Origin of the sequence: Sinobacterium norvegicum (genome assembly GCF_923077115.1) — a bacterium.
Classification (GTDB): domain Bacteria; phylum Pseudomonadota; class Gammaproteobacteria; order Pseudomonadales; family Sinobacteriaceae; genus Sinobacterium; species Sinobacterium norvegicum.
This window is the reverse complement of record NZ_CAKLPX010000001.1, coordinates 58,913-76,668: the sequence shown is the minus strand read 5'-3', so window position 1 is coordinate 76,668 and position 17,756 is coordinate 58,913. Positions and strand designations below refer to the sequence as shown.

18 protein-coding genes are annotated in these 17,756 nt (G+C 49.2%); 3 read left to right on the top strand and 15 right to left on the bottom strand.

Annotation, left to right across the window (positions count from 1 at the left end):
• Nucleotides 1–32: 32 nt before the first annotated feature.
• The 3 genes from L9P87_RS00390 to L9P87_RS00380 form a co-directional block, all read right to left on the bottom strand.
• A complete protein-coding gene (locus tag L9P87_RS00390; RefSeq protein ID WP_237442704.1) occupies nucleotides 33–443 on the bottom strand; it encodes an ExbD/TolR family protein in 411 nt (136 codons plus the stop codon).
• Between the two features lie 10 nt (nucleotides 444–453).
• Entirely contained in the window at nucleotides 454–1,089 is a 636-nt protein-coding gene (locus L9P87_RS00385; RefSeq protein ID WP_237442703.1) for a MotA/TolQ/ExbB proton channel family protein, read from the bottom strand.
• A 101-nt stretch (nucleotides 1,090–1,190) separates the two neighbouring features.
• Nucleotides 1,191–3,494, bottom strand: a complete 2,304-nt coding sequence (locus L9P87_RS00380) for a DNA internalization-related competence protein ComEC/Rec2 (protein WP_237442702.1) — start codon at nucleotides 3,492–3,494, stop codon at nucleotides 1,191–1,193.
• Nucleotides 3,495–3,625: 131 nt separating this feature from the next.
• Between L9P87_RS00380 and L9P87_RS00375 the strand changes: the two genes are divergently transcribed.
• Nucleotides 3,626–4,135, top strand: a complete 510-nt coding sequence (locus tag L9P87_RS00375) for a DUF2062 domain-containing protein (protein ID WP_237442701.1) — start codon at nucleotides 3,626–3,628, stop codon at nucleotides 4,133–4,135.
• A 16-nt stretch (nucleotides 4,136–4,151) separates the two neighbouring features.
• Here the strand turns inward: L9P87_RS00375 and L9P87_RS00370 are convergent, their stop codons facing one another.
• From L9P87_RS00370 to L9P87_RS00360, 3 genes are read right to left on the bottom strand one after another with little or no spacing between them, the layout of a single operon-like run.
• A complete protein-coding gene (locus L9P87_RS00370) occupies nucleotides 4,152–5,396 on the bottom strand; it encodes a lipoprotein-releasing ABC transporter permease subunit (RefSeq protein WP_237442700.1) in 1,245 nt (414 codons plus the stop codon).
• Nucleotides 5,389–6,084: a lipoprotein-releasing ABC transporter ATP-binding protein LolD gene (gene lolD, locus L9P87_RS00365; RefSeq protein WP_237442699.1), complete on the bottom strand. Its 696-nt coding sequence runs from the start codon at nucleotides 6,082–6,084 to the stop codon at nucleotides 5,389–5,391. The genes L9P87_RS00370 and lolD overlap by 8 nt, the downstream gene beginning before the upstream one ends.
• A gap of 16 nt (nucleotides 6,085–6,100) precedes the next feature.
• Entirely contained in the window at nucleotides 6,101–7,363 is a 1,263-nt protein-coding gene (locus L9P87_RS00360; protein WP_237442698.1) for a lipoprotein-releasing ABC transporter permease subunit, read from the bottom strand.
• A gap of 128 nt (nucleotides 7,364–7,491) precedes the next feature.
• Here L9P87_RS00360 and L9P87_RS00355 point away from each other — a divergent pair, with 128 nt between their 5' ends.
• Complete coding sequence (locus L9P87_RS00355; RefSeq protein WP_237442697.1) at nucleotides 7,492–7,818, top strand: hypothetical protein; 327 nt, start codon at nucleotides 7,492–7,494, stop codon at nucleotides 7,816–7,818.
• Nucleotides 7,815–8,537, top strand: coding sequence for a glycerophosphodiester phosphodiesterase (locus tag L9P87_RS00350; protein ID WP_237442696.1), 723 nt, complete (start codon nucleotides 7,815–7,817; stop codon nucleotides 8,535–8,537). Before L9P87_RS00355 ends, L9P87_RS00350 begins: the two co-directional genes overlap by 4 nt.
• A 5-nt stretch (nucleotides 8,538–8,542) precedes the next feature.
• Here L9P87_RS00350 and nqrM read toward each other — a convergent pair whose 3' ends face one another.
• From nqrM to L9P87_RS00305, 9 genes are all read right to left on the bottom strand, one after another.
• Complete coding sequence (gene nqrM / locus L9P87_RS00345) at nucleotides 8,543–8,773, bottom strand: (Na+)-NQR maturation NqrM (protein WP_237442695.1); 231 nt, start codon at nucleotides 8,771–8,773, stop codon at nucleotides 8,543–8,545.
• A gap of 91 nt (nucleotides 8,774–8,864) precedes the next feature.
• Complete coding sequence (locus L9P87_RS00340; protein WP_237442694.1) at nucleotides 8,865–9,794, bottom strand: FAD:protein FMN transferase; 930 nt, start codon at nucleotides 9,792–9,794, stop codon at nucleotides 8,865–8,867.
• Nucleotides 9,795–9,934: 140 nt separating this feature from the next.
• Nucleotides 9,935–11,170: an NADH:ubiquinone reductase (Na(+)-transporting) subunit F gene (gene nqrF, locus L9P87_RS00335; protein WP_435531780.1), complete on the bottom strand. Its 1,236-nt coding sequence runs from the start codon at nucleotides 11,168–11,170 to the stop codon at nucleotides 9,935–9,937.
• Between the two features lie 49 nt (nucleotides 11,171–11,219).
• A complete protein-coding gene (gene nqrE / locus L9P87_RS00330; protein ID WP_237444337.1) occupies nucleotides 11,220–11,828 on the bottom strand; it encodes an NADH:ubiquinone reductase (Na(+)-transporting) subunit E in 609 nt (202 codons plus the stop codon).
• An 8-nt stretch (nucleotides 11,829–11,836) separates the two neighbouring features.
• A complete protein-coding gene (locus tag L9P87_RS00325; RefSeq protein WP_237442693.1) occupies nucleotides 11,837–12,499 on the bottom strand; it encodes an NADH:ubiquinone reductase (Na(+)-transporting) subunit D in 663 nt (220 codons plus the stop codon).
• A 3-nt stretch (nucleotides 12,500–12,502) separates the two neighbouring features.
• Nucleotides 12,503–13,291 (bottom strand): Na(+)-translocating NADH-quinone reductase subunit C, encoded by a 789-nt coding sequence (locus L9P87_RS00320; RefSeq protein ID WP_237442692.1) that lies wholly within the window; start codon nucleotides 13,289–13,291, stop codon nucleotides 12,503–12,505.
• Complete coding sequence (locus L9P87_RS00315; protein WP_237442691.1) at nucleotides 13,278–14,507, bottom strand: NADH:ubiquinone reductase (Na(+)-transporting) subunit B; 1,230 nt, start codon at nucleotides 14,505–14,507, stop codon at nucleotides 13,278–13,280. Before L9P87_RS00315 ends, L9P87_RS00320 begins: the two co-directional genes overlap by 14 nt.
• Nucleotides 14,507–15,847, bottom strand: a complete 1,341-nt coding sequence (locus L9P87_RS00310; RefSeq protein WP_237442690.1) for a Na(+)-translocating NADH-quinone reductase subunit A — start codon at nucleotides 15,845–15,847, stop codon at nucleotides 14,507–14,509. The genes L9P87_RS00315 and L9P87_RS00310 overlap by 1 nt, the downstream gene beginning before the upstream one ends.
• Before the next feature lie 216 nt (nucleotides 15,848–16,063).
• A complete protein-coding gene (locus L9P87_RS00305) occupies nucleotides 16,064–17,527 on the bottom strand; it encodes a glyceraldehyde-3-phosphate dehydrogenase (protein WP_237442689.1) in 1,464 nt (487 codons plus the stop codon).
• Between the last annotated feature and the right edge of the window lie 229 nt (nucleotides 17,528–17,756).

Below are 17,756 nucleotides of genomic sequence, written 5' to 3'. Positions count from 1 at the left end.
AAACCCAAGATACCGGGCGTTACCGCTGTAGATTATTGCTCCAACGGCTTGCGCGTCGTGATACTCAAATGCACAAATTTCAACTGACCGGCTACATCCATCGCTGTCACTACGGATTGATGTGGCGTTTGCCCATCGGCAGTAATGACCAGATGTAAGTCCTGACCAGCAAACTCAGCCAGCGCCGACTTCAACGTCGCAGCCTGCTGATTAATAAGTGCGTTACCGTTGATAGTGTAATTGCCAGCAGCGTTAATAGCGACCTCTATATTTTCGGCAACATCACCGGTGACACCCACCGCCTCAGGCAAATCGACGGTTAAATGCGTCTCTTCGGTAAAGGTGGTCGATACCATAAAGAAAATCAACAATAGAAACACCACATCGATCAGTGGCGCCAAGTTCACATCGACATCCCTATTGGCCTGACGTTTAAATTTCACCGTCGGCCCCTTATTTCTGTTTACTGGCTTTAACAGCGACTTTACGCTCGCTGTGCAGAGCGTCAACCAACTTGACCGACTCCTGCTCTAGGCCGACTACCATGCTGTCGATACGGCGATGTAAATAACGGTGCATCACCAGTGCCGGTATCGCCACCGCCAACCCTGTTGCCGTGGTTATTAAGGCCTGCGAAATGCCACCGGCAAGCACACCTGCATTACCGGTACCCAGATCTACAATCTGTGCAAATACATCAATCATACCAACCACGGTGCCAAGGAGGCCCAGCAGTGGCGCAATGGCGGCAATGGTACCGAGGGCATTCAGGTTTCGTTCCATATCATGAATAACATGGGAGGCGGTCTCCTCGATTGAGTCCTTCATAATATCGCGACCATAACGAGAGTTACTCAAGCCCGATGCCAACAAGGCACCCAGTGGCGATGAATCCTTTAGCTCTCGCAAATAGCCAGGATTGATACTATTAGCCTTCACCTTTTGCCACACCTCAGCCAGCTGATTCGGCGGCGCAATTTTTGTGGGAATCAATGCCCAAAGGCGCTCAACAGAAATAGCCAAGGCTAAAATTGAACACAGTAAAATCGGTAGCATTATCCAACCACCAGACTGTAAAATCTCAAACACGGAAACACCCTCGATCATTTATTATTAGCCAACTCTACCACAATCAAAAGCTTATAAACCAGCAACAGGTCTCAGCAAAAACGCATTAATCAACAATATGGCTATTGCCAATAATGTCGATAGCAGCATCGTCGCGTCTGGACGGTTATTTTTTGATCCGGCGCTAATTTGGTCAGATCTATCTGGCCACTCGACGCCGTGCTTAACAGCCTCACGCCACGGTTGAGATAACGCCGACGAACTGCCGGGTTCGGATGGGAAAAACGGTTGTGCTGACCGGCGCTGATAATCGCCAGCACCGGTGATACCGCATTAATAAAGGCGGGACTGGAGGAGGTCTTGCTGCCATGATGAGGCACGACCATCACATCGGCAGACAGCAGCACCCCACTGTTCAGCAAATAGAGTTCTGCCTCACGTTCGATATCGCCGGTCAACAATAAGCGAGTATTGCCTGTTGCAATCAGCAACACACAGGAATGGTTATTATCTCCAGTGACAGCCTTAGCTTGGAGCAAAGAGAAGCGTGTGCCAGCAGCAGACCAGTTCGGCGCCAGCGAGCAGGCTTGCCAGCGCGATGCCATTGATTGCCAGCGCCAGTCTTGCTGCGGCGAGATAATTTTGCCAATGCTAAAGCGACGAATTAACTCACCAACACCACCGGCATGGTCGCTGTCACCATGACTGACAATCAAATAATCGATGTGGTCGATGCCATTTTGTTGCAGCCAGTCACCGACCACCCTCCCCCCGATACTAAACGCCTGACCGTCGCCAAACCCGGTATCGTAAACCACCACCTGAGCCGGCGTTTGAATAACCACCGCCAAGCCCTGTCCCACATCTAACACCGTCATGGTGAAAAATGCCGGTGGCGGCGGGTATAACACCTCAAGGAATAAGGGCAACATCAACACCCCACCCAACCAACGCCCTGGCAGCCCGCGGGGGATTAACAATACCATGGCGCCGAGTAAGAAAAACAGCGACACCGCGGGCGATAACGCTGGTAGCTTTATCACTGTCGCCGACAGAGGCATGGCGACTATGAATTGCTGCGCCGTCGACATCAATAACTCGCAGACACCGAAAATAGGTATCGCCAGCGATAATGACACCATCGCCGTTACCGTCGCCAACAGCAGCAAAGGCACGACAACAAAGCTGATCACTGGCACCGCCACCACATTGGCCAGCGGCGCCAACAGCGGAAGCTGGGAAAAAAACACCGCCGATGGGACGACCATCATCACAAAAAGACCCAGTTGCAGTGCCAACCAGCCTTTGCCATATCGACCAATAGACAGGTAGATCAGCGCAAATACAGCACTAAAAGACAGCCACAGCCCCGCTGAAAACAGCTGTAACGGCTCTAGCAGCAACACAAACCAAAGAGCCAATAGCCAGCTTTGCCACACCAATGTCCGGCGCCATGACAAACGGCAAAAAAGCACCACTAAAACCATGATCAAGGCGCGAATACTGGCAATACCAAAGCCCGATATCAGGGTATAAAATAACGCCAGCGAGGCGGCACTCATGCAGGCAGTCAGCTCACAATAACGCCATAATAACGGTCGAATAAACAGTCTTGCCGGCAGCATCACCAGATAAAAACCAATTGTCGCCGCCAAGCCAATGTGCAAACCGGAGACCACCAAAAGGTGAGCCACCCCAAGATCGATCAACCTTTGACGAAGAAACGGCGAGATTAAACTGCGGTCACCTACTGACAGAGCGATCAACAGTGGCTGCGACGACATACCTGCCGTCACCACCAATAAACGCTGTCTCACCCAAGATCTTAGCCAAAAGGTGTTGAAAACCGCAGGCTGCAAAACCGGCGGTGTTGTCGACACCACACTGCCCTTGAGTACAACATCCTCGGCAAGCCTGGACCGCACATAGTCAACCCCCCCGCGATTATGCAGTGAGACCAGCGGCTTTAGTCGTAACACCAACCGATATCGCTGTCCCAACTGAGGCACTGAAGTCACGTTATGCCAAGCCACGCGAATTCGTCTACCCTCCAACAATGATGGCCATTGATTATCATCGGCCAGATTCGCTGAATCGGCCTTTGACACCGCAAGGTCGAAACCAGCATAGGGTTGATTGAACCGTTTTTGCCGATCAACAACGGAGACTATCTGCCCCTCAATAACGACCGGTTCATCGGCATATTGATTCAGCGATAATGCTTCGACATCGCGTTCCATATGCCAAAAACCAACCACTATACTAAGACACAGCCCTACGATGACCTGGCCAATACGACGATGACAAACTGTAAACATGAAAGCGAAAACCGCTAAAAACCCGCTGATAATCGGCCAGCCAGGGAACGCTGGCAGCCAGACAATAATAATCAGCGTCAAAATAGAGACAACTAGCAACAACTTCATAGCGTTCATCCGTGAATAGCTATAGAGCAATGATAAAAATCAAGGCATAATGTGCCGCCGTCGACTATTTAGCTCGATTGCTAAAAACGACTAAGGAGTAACGACGCTTTTGCAGAATAGAATAAAAGATCATGGCGCGTAAGTTTTTCAAGCGCTACATGCCTGACCCCGAGAAAATAAAATCGAATAAGTCGCTTCGTTTTATGGGTACTTGGCTGCACGATCCAAACCTATTCCATCTCAACCGTCGCTCTGCGTCACTGGCCTTTTTTATCGGCCTATTTGTCGCTTTCCTGCCTATTCCGTCCCAAATGATTGTTGCCGCTGCGCTGGCAATTCTAGTGCGCTGCAACCTCCCCATCTCGGTGTTACTGGTTTGGATCACCAATCCCGTGACTATGCCGGCGATATTTTACGGTGCCTATAAAGTTGGGGCGATTATTCTGCAGGTACCGACTCAGGACTTTGCCTTTGAACTCTCTCTTGAATGGCTGATCGAGGAGATTGCAAAAGTTTGGCAGCCATTACTACTCGGCTCTGTTATCTGCGGCGTTATCAGCGGCACGATTGGCTATGTCGTGGTGAGGGCCACCTGGCGCTTCCATGTGATTACCCGCTGGAAAAACCGCAAACACCGATAATGACGGCTAACCGCCCCTACTCATACCGTAAGGCATCGGCTGGCTGCAATTTGGCTGCCCGCCACGATGGATAGATAGTGGCAAAAAAACACATTACCACGGCAACACCGGCTACTAACACCCCATCTTCCAAGCGAAAATCCGAGGGCAGGTAATTGACTGGGTAAACATCCGACTGCAACAGATGGACATTAAACATCTCGCTGACAGAGGCCACCAACGGGGTAATCGAATAGGACAACACCACGCCCAGCAAAAGCCCCAACAGCGAACCAAGCAAGCCGATAAAGCTGCCATAAACCATAAATAGAATCATCACCTGCCCCGGCGTCAAACCCAGGGTTTGCAATATCGCTATCGCATCCTTCTTGTCCATTACCACCATAATCAGCGTCGTCACCACATTGAATGCAGCCACGGCAATAATAATAAACAACAACAGGCCGACCAGGTTACGCGACAGCTGAATAGCCTGGTATAAATTGCCGTGAGTACGACGCCAATCACGCAGAAAAGTCCCCGGCGGCAGACCCTCAGTCAGAGACATTGCCACCTGATTAACAACAAACAGGTCATCCAATTGTAAGCGGACACCCTCAACCAAATGACCATTACCCCACAACGTCTGCGCCTTATGTAAGTTGAGATAAACCAAGGCATTATCGAGTTCAGTACCGGTATCGTAGATTGCCGCTATGTTTAATCGCACCAACCGTGGCACCAAACCTGATGACTGTAGGCGATTCGTTTCTGGCACAACCAAGGTAATCTTATCGCCAATCTCTACCGATAAAGCATCGGCTAGTTTCTGGCTGACAACCATACCATCGGGCTGCAGTTTTAAGTCTTCAAAGGTCCCGTTCGCCATATAATCATCAATGACAGAAGCTTTGATTTCAGCGTCGACATCAATGCCATAAGCCAAAACCCCTTCGATTTTACTGCCCCGCATCAACATCCCCTGCAGATGTATAAACGGAGCCGCGGCGGTGACGCCATCAATTTTTTCACTGCGCTCAACCAGCGGCTGCCACTCCTCCATGCCGCGAGCATGATAAACACTTAAATGAGGCACAACAGCGAGAATACGCTCACGCAATTCCTTATCGAAGCCGTTCATCACCGACAGCACAGTAATCAGTAAGGCAACGCCGAGAATCAAACCCAACATCGACACCCGAGATAGAAAAGCAACCAGCTGACTCTTGTTGCCGGCGCCGAGATAACGCAGCCCGATAAACACCGGTACCGAATTAAACACCCTCAACCACCTCGGTTAGACAGCCATTTTGTAGCTTTAAAATACGATCCATTTTCTTCGCCATAGTCATATCATGAGTGACCAGAACAATAGAAATGCCCAAATCGCGATTGAGGTCGCTTAACAGCGCCTCGATACGCTCAGCATTCTCCCGATCCAAATTACCTGTCGGCTCATCCATCAACACGCAACCCGGTGACGTCGCCAGTGACCGTGCAATGGCCACCCGTTGACGCTCGCCGCCAGAAAGCTCTGCAGGCTTGTGCTGTAAGCGTTGCGATAACCCCACCTTGACCAGCAACTCTGTTGCCACCCGCTGCGCTTCGGCCTTTTTTACCCCGCCAATCATCAGCGGCATCGCGACATTTTCTAGCGCGGTAAACTCCGCCAACAAGTGATGAAACTGATAGACAAAACCGAGTTTACTATTGCGCAATAATCCGCGCTGCTTAGCCGACAAATCTGCCATATTCTGGCCGCTGATAACCACCTTGCCACTGGAGGGCGTATCCAACCCTCCCAGCATATTGAGCAAAGTCGATTTACCCGAACCAGAAGCACCGACAATCGCCACCTTCTCTCCGGCCTTAACATCGAGCTCAACCCGCTCTAATACCACCAAGCACTGAGGGCCCTGCTGGTAAGACTTGGTCAGTTGATGGCAGCTTAATACGCTTGCACTGTTCATTGATTGATTCACTCTACTATTCATAACGGAGGGCTTCTGCAGGCTGTATCTGTCCCGCACGCCAGGCAGGATATAAGGTCGCCAAAATACTCAGAATAAAACCGCTGCTGGCAACCACAATAACATCGTCCATCTTAACCACCGACGGCAGCTTAGAGATATAATAAACCCGAGGATCAAAAACATGGAAACCCAGTAATTGTTCAAAAAAAGTGACGACTTCACCGATGTTATAGGCTAGCGGAATGCCGATTAGCAACCCCAGTAATGTGCCACCAAGACCGACAAACATGCCCTGTACCAGGAAAATTCTCACCACCGACAACGGCGTCATCCCCAAGGTTCTCAACACCGCAATATCCTTGCGCTTCTCTGCCACCATCATGGTCAAAATTGAAATAATATTAAAAGCTGCCACTGCCACAATACTCAAGAGCAACAGCGACACCATGGTTTTTTCCATTTTGACCGATTTGAATAGACTGCCCTGAGTTACCGTCCAATCTCGACCATCAAACGGCCTATTATTTTCGTCACTGCCGGTATTGAGCACAGACACCACCGAGGGCACCGTCGTCGCAGCAGTGAACAAATCATCCACTCTGAGCTGCAAACCATCAACCCGGTCTCCACGCTGATACAATACCGCCGCATCGTCCAGGTGAATCAGCGCACCGGTGGCATCCTGCTGGGCGCCGACCTGATACAAACCGACGACAGTAAAGCGTTTCATTCTAGGAAATACACCCGCGGGGGTGACGCTGACCTTGGGGATGACCAAAGTGACTTTATCGCCGACTGTCACCCGCAATTGTCGAGCTAAAATTGCCCCTAATACAATACCGTAGTCACCGGCGACCAATTGTTCTAACGAACCTCGCGTCATAAACGGAGCGATACCAGAAACGCGATGCTCCAATGCTGGCATGATCCCCCTCACCTCGGCCCCTTTTACCTCACCGGCAAAACTCAACATGCTACCGCCGCCAATATAGGGCGAGGCGGCAACAACAGTGGGCTGCTGTTCAATGGTGGCCATCACAGCGCGCCAATCCTTGACGCCGCCAACCTGGTCAACATAGCCATGGGGCACGAAACGCAAGATCCGCCCCTGTAACTCCTCGCCAAACCCGTTCATTACCGAGCTGACAACTATCAACGCTGCAATGCCTAAGACCATACCCAACAGGGCAAACAGTGACACAAGTGAGAGGAACTGACTTCGAGCTTTCGAGCGGGTATATCGCAATCCAATAAATAATTCTAACGGTCTATACATAAAGTAACTTATTAATTTTAGATGGCTAATGCCGTCAATAATGGCTAATTTACATTGTGTCAAAGTCAATCTACGATAGCGACCATAAACTACCATAACGCACCAAATTGGCTAATAAGGCTGCAATAATGATAACCACCCATATTAAATCACTGATTTTTATCTTCGCGGTCAACGTCAGTATTTTAGGCCAGGCTCAAACAATAACCATACCGGTTAGTCAACAGCAGCCCGACAACACTATTGAGCTGCCCAAAAAGCACCAAACCATGTCGTCGGTAAGCGAACAATTCGGCCAGCCATTAGAAAAAAAGCCCCCCATGGGCAAGCCGCCAATCACACGCTGGCAATATCAAGAATTTATCGTGGTGTTTGAACACCAGCATGTTATCCACGCGGTGACGATTCATCGACCAAAACACCCTACCACCACAAACGATGAGCGACAGCCTTGATTATTGTCGGCCACCGCGGGGCGCGCGGCGAATACCCCGAAAACACCCTGCAGGGCTTTGAATACACTCAGGCGCTTGGCATCCGCCAACTTGAATACGATCTGCGACTCAGCCGTGATTTAGCCGTATTTACACTGCACGATGAAAGCCTAGCGCGAACCTGCGGCATCGATACAGTCGCCTCCACTCAAACGCTCAGTCAACTTCAAGCATTGTCAGCCAATGCCGACTTTATCGCATCGCCAGCGGCCACTATTGCCAGTCTTGAGCAAGTGTTTGAACACTGCAGTGATATTGAACTCAGCCAATTGGAAGTAAAGACAGACTACCCTGATTTGATTGATCGGTTAGTACCAGAGATTATTGCCATAGTGCAAAAATTCCAGCAACAGCAACGGGTTGTCATCACCAGTTTTGACCAGTATGTACTCCGGGTTGCCCGTCGTATTGACGCCAACATAACCCGCGGTTTTCTCTGCGAGCAAGCAGACATAGACGCCGTCGCAACAGCGATAGAATTGGGTTGTAACTGGGTGATTTGGGATTACCCATTACTGGATAGCGTGGAGATAACCAGAGCCAAACAGCAGGGATTACAGGTCTCTGTATTTACTGTCAACGAGGTGGCCGACATGGATAAGTGCCTGCACCTGGGGATCGACAGTATGATTACGGACTTCCCCAGTCGGGCTCTACAGCACTTCAATAAAGAAAATTAAAGCGTTTACTTACTGGCATCGTAGAAATCACTGTCGACTTTTTCGTCGGCGATACGTTCTTGCTCTTCGTCGCACTTTTGAGGGTTACCGCCACAGATATCACAGGCGGTATCGATACCCAATGCACTCATGCCACCGCAAGAGCCTTTGATCGGACCTCTGCCGGCCAGCGCACCTGCAGACATACCAACAACCATCAAGATCACAAAACCAAGCGTTAAAAGAAATACAGCCATAATACACCTCACAATAAGATGGCTGACCGCTGCCGGCCAACCATGAATACGTCCATTCTACGCTATATCGACTACGGGCTCAAAAGCCTGATCATTTTGACTCGATATACGGCGCGAAAGCCGTGCTTTTAATCGTCTCGAAGCCATTGATGCTTCGCACTACCATCAACACAGGCAAATTGATCTCCTCAGCCAAGGCCATACCCTGCTCAGCCCCCAACACAGTGATCGCAGTGGCATAGGCATCGGCGTCCCCTGAACTGGCAGTAATCACCGTCACCGAGGCCAGCGTATGCCCCACCGGGTAACCCGTACGAGGGTCGATGGTATGGGAGTAACGCACGCCATCTTTCTCAAAGTAGTTACGATAATCGCCTGAGGTCGCTATCGACATATCGGCAATAGATACCGCCTGTAACACCACCTCGCTGAGCCCATCCGAGGGAACTTCGATCGCTACTCGCCAAGCCGAGCCTCGGGGGTTAAGCCCCCGGCTTCGCAACTCACCCCCGATCTCCACCAAGTAGTCAGTAACACCAAGCTCATCCAGCAATACTGCCAAACGATCGACACCATCACCCTTGGCAATGGCCGATAAATCAACATACACCGACGAGGTTTTGCGCAGGGTGTTATTGGCTGTATCGACCTGAACCTTGTCCATACCATGAATAGCTAACAACTGATCAATGCGCTGCTGCGATGGCACTCGCTCTGGTTGATTCTCCGGGCCAAAACCCCAAAGGTTCACCAGCGCACCGATTGTCGGATCGAAACTATGATCGGTTTGATGGTATATCTGCAAAGAACGTTCAATCATATACGCTAAAGGAGCCGATACCGGCACATCGGTATTGATTGGCGCCCGATTAAATACCGACAATTCAGAGTCATCAATATAGGTCGACATCTGCTGATTAATCAGCTTGAGCTTCTGCCTTATCAACGCCTCTAAGTCCGTCCGCGACAGTTCACCGAGTTGACTCGGGGCGGTTACCGTAATGTGATAGCTGGTACCCATGGTATAACCGGTTATCAACCAGTGCTGAGGATTTTTCTCGGCACAGCCTGATATTAGGATGGCTATAAAAAACAAAAGCGAGAATGCTAACAGCATCCTCGCTTTGTTTACTCCGTCGAGTAGATTAATCATCGTAACGATTAACCACCGAAGTCATCCAACATGATGTTCTCGCGCTCAACACCTAGATTTTCTAGCATGCTGATTACCGCGGCGTTCATCATTGGTGGCCCACACATATAGAACTCACAGTCCTCAGGTGCTTCGTGGTTGTTGAGGTACTCTTCCAACAAGACGTTATGGATAAAGCCGGTTAGGCCAGTCCAGTTGTCTTCTGGCTGAGGATCACTCAACGCCAAATGCCAATCGAAGTTTTCATTTTCAGCCGCCAACATATCGTATTCATCTTCATAGAAGACTTCACGTAACGAACGAGCACCGTACCAGAAAGAGATCTTACGCTTGCTCTCTAGACGCTTAAGCTGATCGAAGATATGTGAACGCATTGGCGCCATACCCGCACCACCGCCGATAAAGACCATTTCTGCATCGGTTTCCTTGGCGAAAAACTCACCAAAAGGACCAGACACATTCACTTCATCACCCGGCTTAAGGCCGAATACCCACGAGGACATAATACCTGGTGTCAGCGCCAGGTTGTTTGGCGGCGGTGTCGCACAACGGATGTTGAACTTAACCACACCCTTCTCTTCTGGGTAGTTAGCCATCGAGTAAGCACGAACAGTCGTCTCGGTACAAACCGAGGTGACGTCTAGGAAACCAAAACGCTCCCAGTCACCAATATACTCGTCACCTAGATCGAAATCCTTATAGTGAACAGTATGCGGCGGGCACTCAAGCTGAACATAACCACCGGCGCGGAAATCTACGTTTTCGCCCTCCGGTAGTTTCAGCGTCAGCTCTTTGATGAACGTCGCCATGTTCGGGTTGCTTTCAACCTTACATACCCACTGCTTAACACCGAAGAACTCAGGATCAACCTCAACCTTCATATCTTGCTTAACCGCGACCTGACAGGCAAGACGCCAGTGTTCGCGACGCTGGCCGGTGTTGAAGTGAGGCTCTTCGGTCGGCAGGATTGAACCGCCACCCTCAGTCACCTGACAACGGCACTGGGCACAGGTACCACCGCCGCCACAGGCAGACGAGAGGAAGATGCCAGCATTGGCCAGGGTACCTAATAGCTTATCGCCAGCAGGTACAGTGATTGAACGCTCTGGATCACCATTGATTTCAATAGTAACGTCGCCAGAACTTACTAACTTAGAACGGGCCGATAGGATAATGAATACCAGTGACATTACTATCACGGTGAACATGCCTACGCCAATTCCGATTACTTGTGTATCTATCATTCTGCTACAGCCTTATAACCTGTTGCTTAAATTGGTTTCAATATCGCTCTTAAAGAGCGATACCGCCGAAAGACATAAAGCCTAAAGACATTAAACCAACGGTGATAAAGGTAATACCTAGGCCACGAAGGCCATCAGGTACATCGCTGTACTTAAGCTTCTCACGAATGCCGGCCAATGCCGCAATCGCTAGAGCCCAGCCTAAGCCGGCACCCATGCCATAAACAATACTCTCACCGAAGTTATAATCACGGTTAACCATGAACAACGCTGCACCCATAATGGCGCAGTTAACGGTAATCAGCGGCAGGAAAACACCCAGCGCGGCGTACAGTGCAGGCACGTACTTATCGAGAAACATTTCCAAGATCTGAACAATTGCCGCAATAACGCCGATATAGCTTAAATACCCTAAGAAGCTTAGATCAACATCGGGCAAACCTGCCCAAGCTAATGCACCGTCTTTCAGCAGATAAGTATAAATCAGGTTGTTAACTGGTACTGTAATGGTCAAAACAACAATGACCGCGATACCAAGACCAATAGCTGTCTGAATCTTCTTCGAGATAGCAAGAAAAGTACACATGCCCAAGAAGAAGGCCAGCGCCATGTTTTCTAGAAATACAGCCTTAACAAAGAGGCCAAGATAATGCTCAATCATAACCCTTACGCCTCTTTCGCTGTGTGTTTATAGAGCTGGTATTCTTTCTCTTCAACCTGATCAGTCTTCCATGCGCGCAGCGCCCAGATCAACAGACCAATAATGAAGAAAGCACTCGGTGGCAACAACATCAAACCGTTGGCCTGATACCAGCCGCCGTTTTGGATCAGAGGAAGAATCTCAACACCAAACAGTGAACCAGAACCGAATAATTCGCGGAAGAAACCAACGGCCAACAGCACCACACTGTAACCAAGACCGTTACCGATACCATCCAGAAAACTGGCACCTGGTGGGTTCTTCATGGCGAATGCCTCAGCACGGCCCATGACGATACAGTTAGTAATAATCAAACCAACAAATACCGACAACTGCTTTGAGATATCGTAGGCATATGCCTGCAAAATCTGATCGACAACAATAACCAGTGAGGCAATGATAATCATCTGACCAATCATACGAATATTGCCAGGCAATACATTACGCACCATCGATACAAACAAGTTGGAGAAGGCACAGACCACTGTCAGCGCCAAGCTCATCACCATTGCAGTACTCATACCGGTTGTTACAGCTAACGCCGAACATACACCGAGAATCTGTAACGCAATCGGGTTATTTGAGAAGATTGGGTTGACCAATACTTCTTTTGCTTTTACTTCAGACATGTCTTAAACCCCCGCCTTTAGTTTTTCTAAGTACGGACCCAGAGCATGTTCACCCATCCAGAATTTAACCAGATGATCAACACCGCGAGTAGTCAGCGTAGCGCCAGAAAGTCCGTCAATAACGCTGTCACCACTGGCCTTGCTGTCAACCGTGATGATCAACTGATCATTGGCATCGAACAACTTAACGCCCGGCCACTGTGCGCGCCAGCTTGGGTTATCAATTTCACCACCCAGACCCGGAGTCTCACCATGACTGTAGAAACTCAAACCCAAGATTGTATTGGCATCGCCTTCAAGAGCGAGAAAACCATACATGGTCGACCATAGCCCGTAGCCGTGAACTGGCAGTACAACACGGTCAAGTTGACCGTTGTCGTCTTCCAGCACGTAAACAGTGGCATAGTTGGCCTGACGCTTGATCAGAGCAATATCTACCTTCGAATCCAACGCATTTGAAAACGCAGGATCCTTTGCCGCAGATTTTTGATCATAACCTTCAGCGGTAATACCTAAGCCAGACATTTGATCGTCGGTAAGGTAATCACCCGTAGCTATATCAACCAGTTTAACTTGGAACTTAGCAAACTCAGCGTTCACCTCATCAGCACTCATGCCTGGCTCAAGCAAGCCGGCTGCCGATAATACGTTCTTGTTCAAATCCAATGCTTTGTTAGCTTCCTGCATTGGCTTCAATATAACCGCCGCACTCGAGACGATAACAGAGAAGACCACACACATGATCAGTGCTACAAATATGGTTTGCTTGAGACTATCTTTAGACGCTGCCATTGCGTGCCAACCTCCGCTTAATGTTTGCCTGTACTACAAAATGGTCAATCAGAGGAGCGAATAAGTTAGCGAAAAGAATTGCCAACATCATACCCTCGGGGAATGCTGGGTTAGCAACACGAATTAACACCACCATCAAACCGATCAATATGCCAAATAACCACTTACCGGTGTTAGTCATGGACGCAGAGACTGGATCCGTTGCCATGAAGACCATACCAAAGGCGAAGCCACCCAATACCAAGTGCCAGCTAGCCGGCATGGCAAACATGGGGTTGGTGTCCGAGCCAATGACATTGAATAACATCGCTGTAGCCACCATGCCGATGAAGACACCGAAGATGATTCGCCAAGAAGCTATTTTGGTCACTATCAGAATGACCGCACCAATGAGAATGGCCAACGTAGACGTCTCACCAATCGACCCTTGAATATTACCGATAAAGGCGTCCATCCAAGTGATTTGCTGACCAAAGGCTGTTTGAATGCTCTGGTAGCCGTCTGAGGCAGCTTGACCTAATGCAGTCGCACCACTGAAGCCATCCACAGCTGTCCAGACGTTTTCACCTGAAATTTGCGCAGGGTAGGCAAAGAACAAGAAAGCACGACCGGTCAATGCAGGGTTCAAAAAGTTCTTACCCGTACCACCAAAGACTTCCTTACCGATAACAATACCGAAGCTGATACCCAGGGCAACCTGCCATAGCGGAATATCGGGTGGCACGATAAGAGCGAACAGGATAGAGGTAACAAAGAAACCTTCGTTGACTTCATGACCACGAACCACGGCAAAAATCATCTCCCAAGCAATACCAACCACAAAGGTGACCAGGTAAATAGGAAGGAAATAAGCCGCACCGTGAATCATATTATCCCAAATACTGTTGGGATCGAAACCAGCGAAAAGAGCAATTAAAGACACATGCCAATCATTAACAGCTAACGGGTCAATACCCATGTTAAGCATTGCCGTGTTTGCCTGCAGACCTACGTTATACATACCGTAAAACATCGCCGGGAAAGCGGCGATCCAGACAGTAATCATAATACGCTTAAGGTCAACACCATCACGAACGTGTGATAGGCCGACGGTCTTGTCAGCGGGCTGACGGATAAATGTGTCGAACATTTCAAAAAGTGCGAAGTACTTCTCGTACTTACCACCTTTTTCAAAGTTGGGTTCGATTTTATCGAAGAAGTTAGTCAAAAACTTCATTAACCTTCCTCCTCAATAGTAGTTAAGTTCTTACGCAGGATGTGGCCATACTCATACTTAACAGGGCAAGCATAGGTACACAGTCCCAAATCTTCTTCATCCAATTCAAGCGCGCCTAAATCCTGAGCCAGAGTAATATCACCGGTTACCAGTGCACGAAGCAATTGGGTCGGTAGAATATCCAGTGGCATTACACGCTCATAGGTACCTACTGGTACCAGGCTTCGCTCACTACCATTTGTTGAGGTCGTGAAATCGAAGGTCTTCTTCATGAAGCGAGAGATATAGCTACCTGTCACCGAGTGGCGGTTAACACCGGCACGGAAGAAGTGGAATGTTGGGCGGTCAGTCTCATCAGAGATAGCACAGACCTGCTGGTGGTAACGACCAAGATAAGCCGTCACATCGGCAGCAGCGCGGCCGTTGAGCACAGAGCCAGACACCACACGTATGTCACCAGCAGCCAATTCAGAGGCCGTTAGCTCATCTAAGCTGGCACCAATACGAGTCTTCAGCAAGCGCGGCTGATTAACCTTGGGGCCGGCTAGTGCAACAACACGTTCGACATTCAATTGACCGGTGGTAAACAGCTGACCAATGGCCACAACATCTTGGTAGTTAATCGACCAAACTGTCTGCGCCACAGTGGCTGCCGGCGACAGGTGATGAATATGCGTACCGGCAAGACCTGCCGGATGAGGGCCGGCAAATTCTTCGCTGACAACATTGTCGCCGTCTGCAGGAATATCACTGCCAGGTGCCTTACAGACAAATACCTTGCCCTCAGTCAGTTTTGACAGCACGGTCAAACCCTGGCTAAACGCCTGCTTATTAGCGGCGAGAACAACGGCGGCATCAGCCGCTAATGGATTGGTATCCATCGCCGTTACAAAAATCGCTTTCGGCTGGCTATTTAAAGCCGGAACCTTGCTAAATGGTCGAGTGCGCAACGCAGTCCACAAACCGGAATTCACCAGATTGTCTTGGACTTGATCACGTTTCAAACCATTTAATTCCCCCTCGGAATACTTGGCAAACTGTTCTGCTTCATTACCGTCTAGTTCAATGACTAGCGATTGGAAAACACGCTTGGCACCGCGGTTGATAGCAACCACCTTACCTGCGCCGGGTGCGGTATATTTCACACCCTCTGTTTTCTTATCAGCAAACAACAATTGTCCAAGCTTTACCTGATCGCCTACTTTGACCGCCATGGTTGGTTTCATACCGATGTAATCGAATCCGATTACAGCCACGTGGCGGACATCAGCAGCATCAGCAATAGCTTGCTCCGGGGCACCGGAGATGGGCAGATCCAAGCCCCGCTTGATGTTTATCATACTTCAGCCTAGTTTTTGAGTTTTAGTTAAAAAACAAAAGCTTCGCCCAGCACAGGCTGAACAAAGCTGATTCCAACAGCCCTATAACTTATCGATATTTTTATTAGCACACTATCTGCTGAGGGTTTACTCTCTGGCAGATAACTTTGAGCTCAATATCTTCAAAGCAATACGGCTTATGCGACGTACCCCAAGAGAGCAACGTCGCTGATTTACTTAGTCTTCTTTAGGGTAGACGGCATATTCAACACCGGCCATCTGCTCAAGAACACGGTGAACCTGGCAGCTATAGCCAAATTCGTTGTCATACCAGCAATACAGCACGGCACTGGTGCCGTTAACAATCGTTGCCTCTGCATCAAAGATACAGGCGTGACGAGAGCCAACCATATCACTGGAAACCACTTCTTGTGAGTTCGAGTAATCGATCTGCTTACGTAGCGGTGAGTGTAGCGCAACCTGACGCATATACTCGTTCAGCTCTTCCTTCGTTGTCTCTTTCTCGAGAGTCAGTTTAAGAATAGCCAACGATACATTGGGGGTTGGTACACGAATAGCATTACCGCTTAAACGACCAATCATCTTAGGCAACACCTTACCAACAGCCTTGGCAGCACCCGTTTCGGTGATAACCATGTTCAATGCTGCACTACGGCCACGACGCGGCCCGGTGTGGTAGTTGTCGATCAAATTCTGGTCGTTGGTGTACGCGTGAACTGTTTCCACGTGCCCCTGATCAACACCAAACTTATCATCAAGCGCCTTCAGTGGTGGGGCAATTGCATTGGTGGTACAAGATGCAGCAGAAATAATGGTATCTTCTGGCAAAATATCATCGCTGTTAATACCGTAAACAATGTTCTTCAGATCACCCTTACCTGGTGCGGTAAGAATAACCTTGCCAACACCATTGGCACGCAGGTGCAACGACAACCCTTCACGATCACGCCACTTACCGGTGTTATCGATGACGATGGCATCGCTGATACCGTAATCGGTGTAGTCGATACTGTCAGGGCTATTAGAGTATATAACGCGGATCTCGTTACCGTTGGCAACGATCGATTGACGCTCTTCATCGACACGAATGGTGCCATCGAAAGGGCCGTGCACTGAGTCGCGCTGTAGCAGGCTGGCGCGCTTGGCTAAATCGTTTTCTGCACCGCCATCACGAACAACAATGGCACGTAAACGCAAGGCGTTACCGCCACCGGCTTTCTCAACCAGCAAGCGCGCCATCAAGCGACCGATACGACCAAAACCGTAAAGAACGACATCGCGATGCGTTTTCTCGTCGTGACTACCGCCAATCAGCGCTTCAACCTGCTGTTTAACATAGTCATCGACAGAGATACCCGAATCTTTTACTGTTTCGTAGTTAACAGCGATACGACCTGCATCGATATGGGAAGTACCCAAATCGTGCTTGGCCAACGCCTCAATAACAGGAAAAGTCTCAAACTCTGACAATTCGTTCTGCTCAACTTCACGGACAACGCGGTGCGCCTTCATGATGTCGAGAACAGAGATATTTGCCAGTGACTGACCATAAATGTAGGTCTTCACATTACATTCACGGTAGAGCTTACCGATAAGCGGAATCATGCGCTCAGCCAGTTCTTCGCGCTCTTTCCAGTCAGCAAAATAATCGCCAGGTCTCTGTCGTTTTCTTTCGGTCACAGTAAAATACCCTAAGTGGTTAAATATTTCGGTTAGCAAATTGCGCGTATTATGGTGTTATATTGCCTTCGGTGCAAGACACTTAACCCCTCAACACGACAATTAACGTCAGTCGCTACGGTTTATTAAACTTATGCCTGTATAAGAATCACACAACGCTATATCAACAAGCGTTTTAGTGACTTTTTTGCCTTAACTATTAGCGCTGTTTCAGTACAATAGCGCCAAC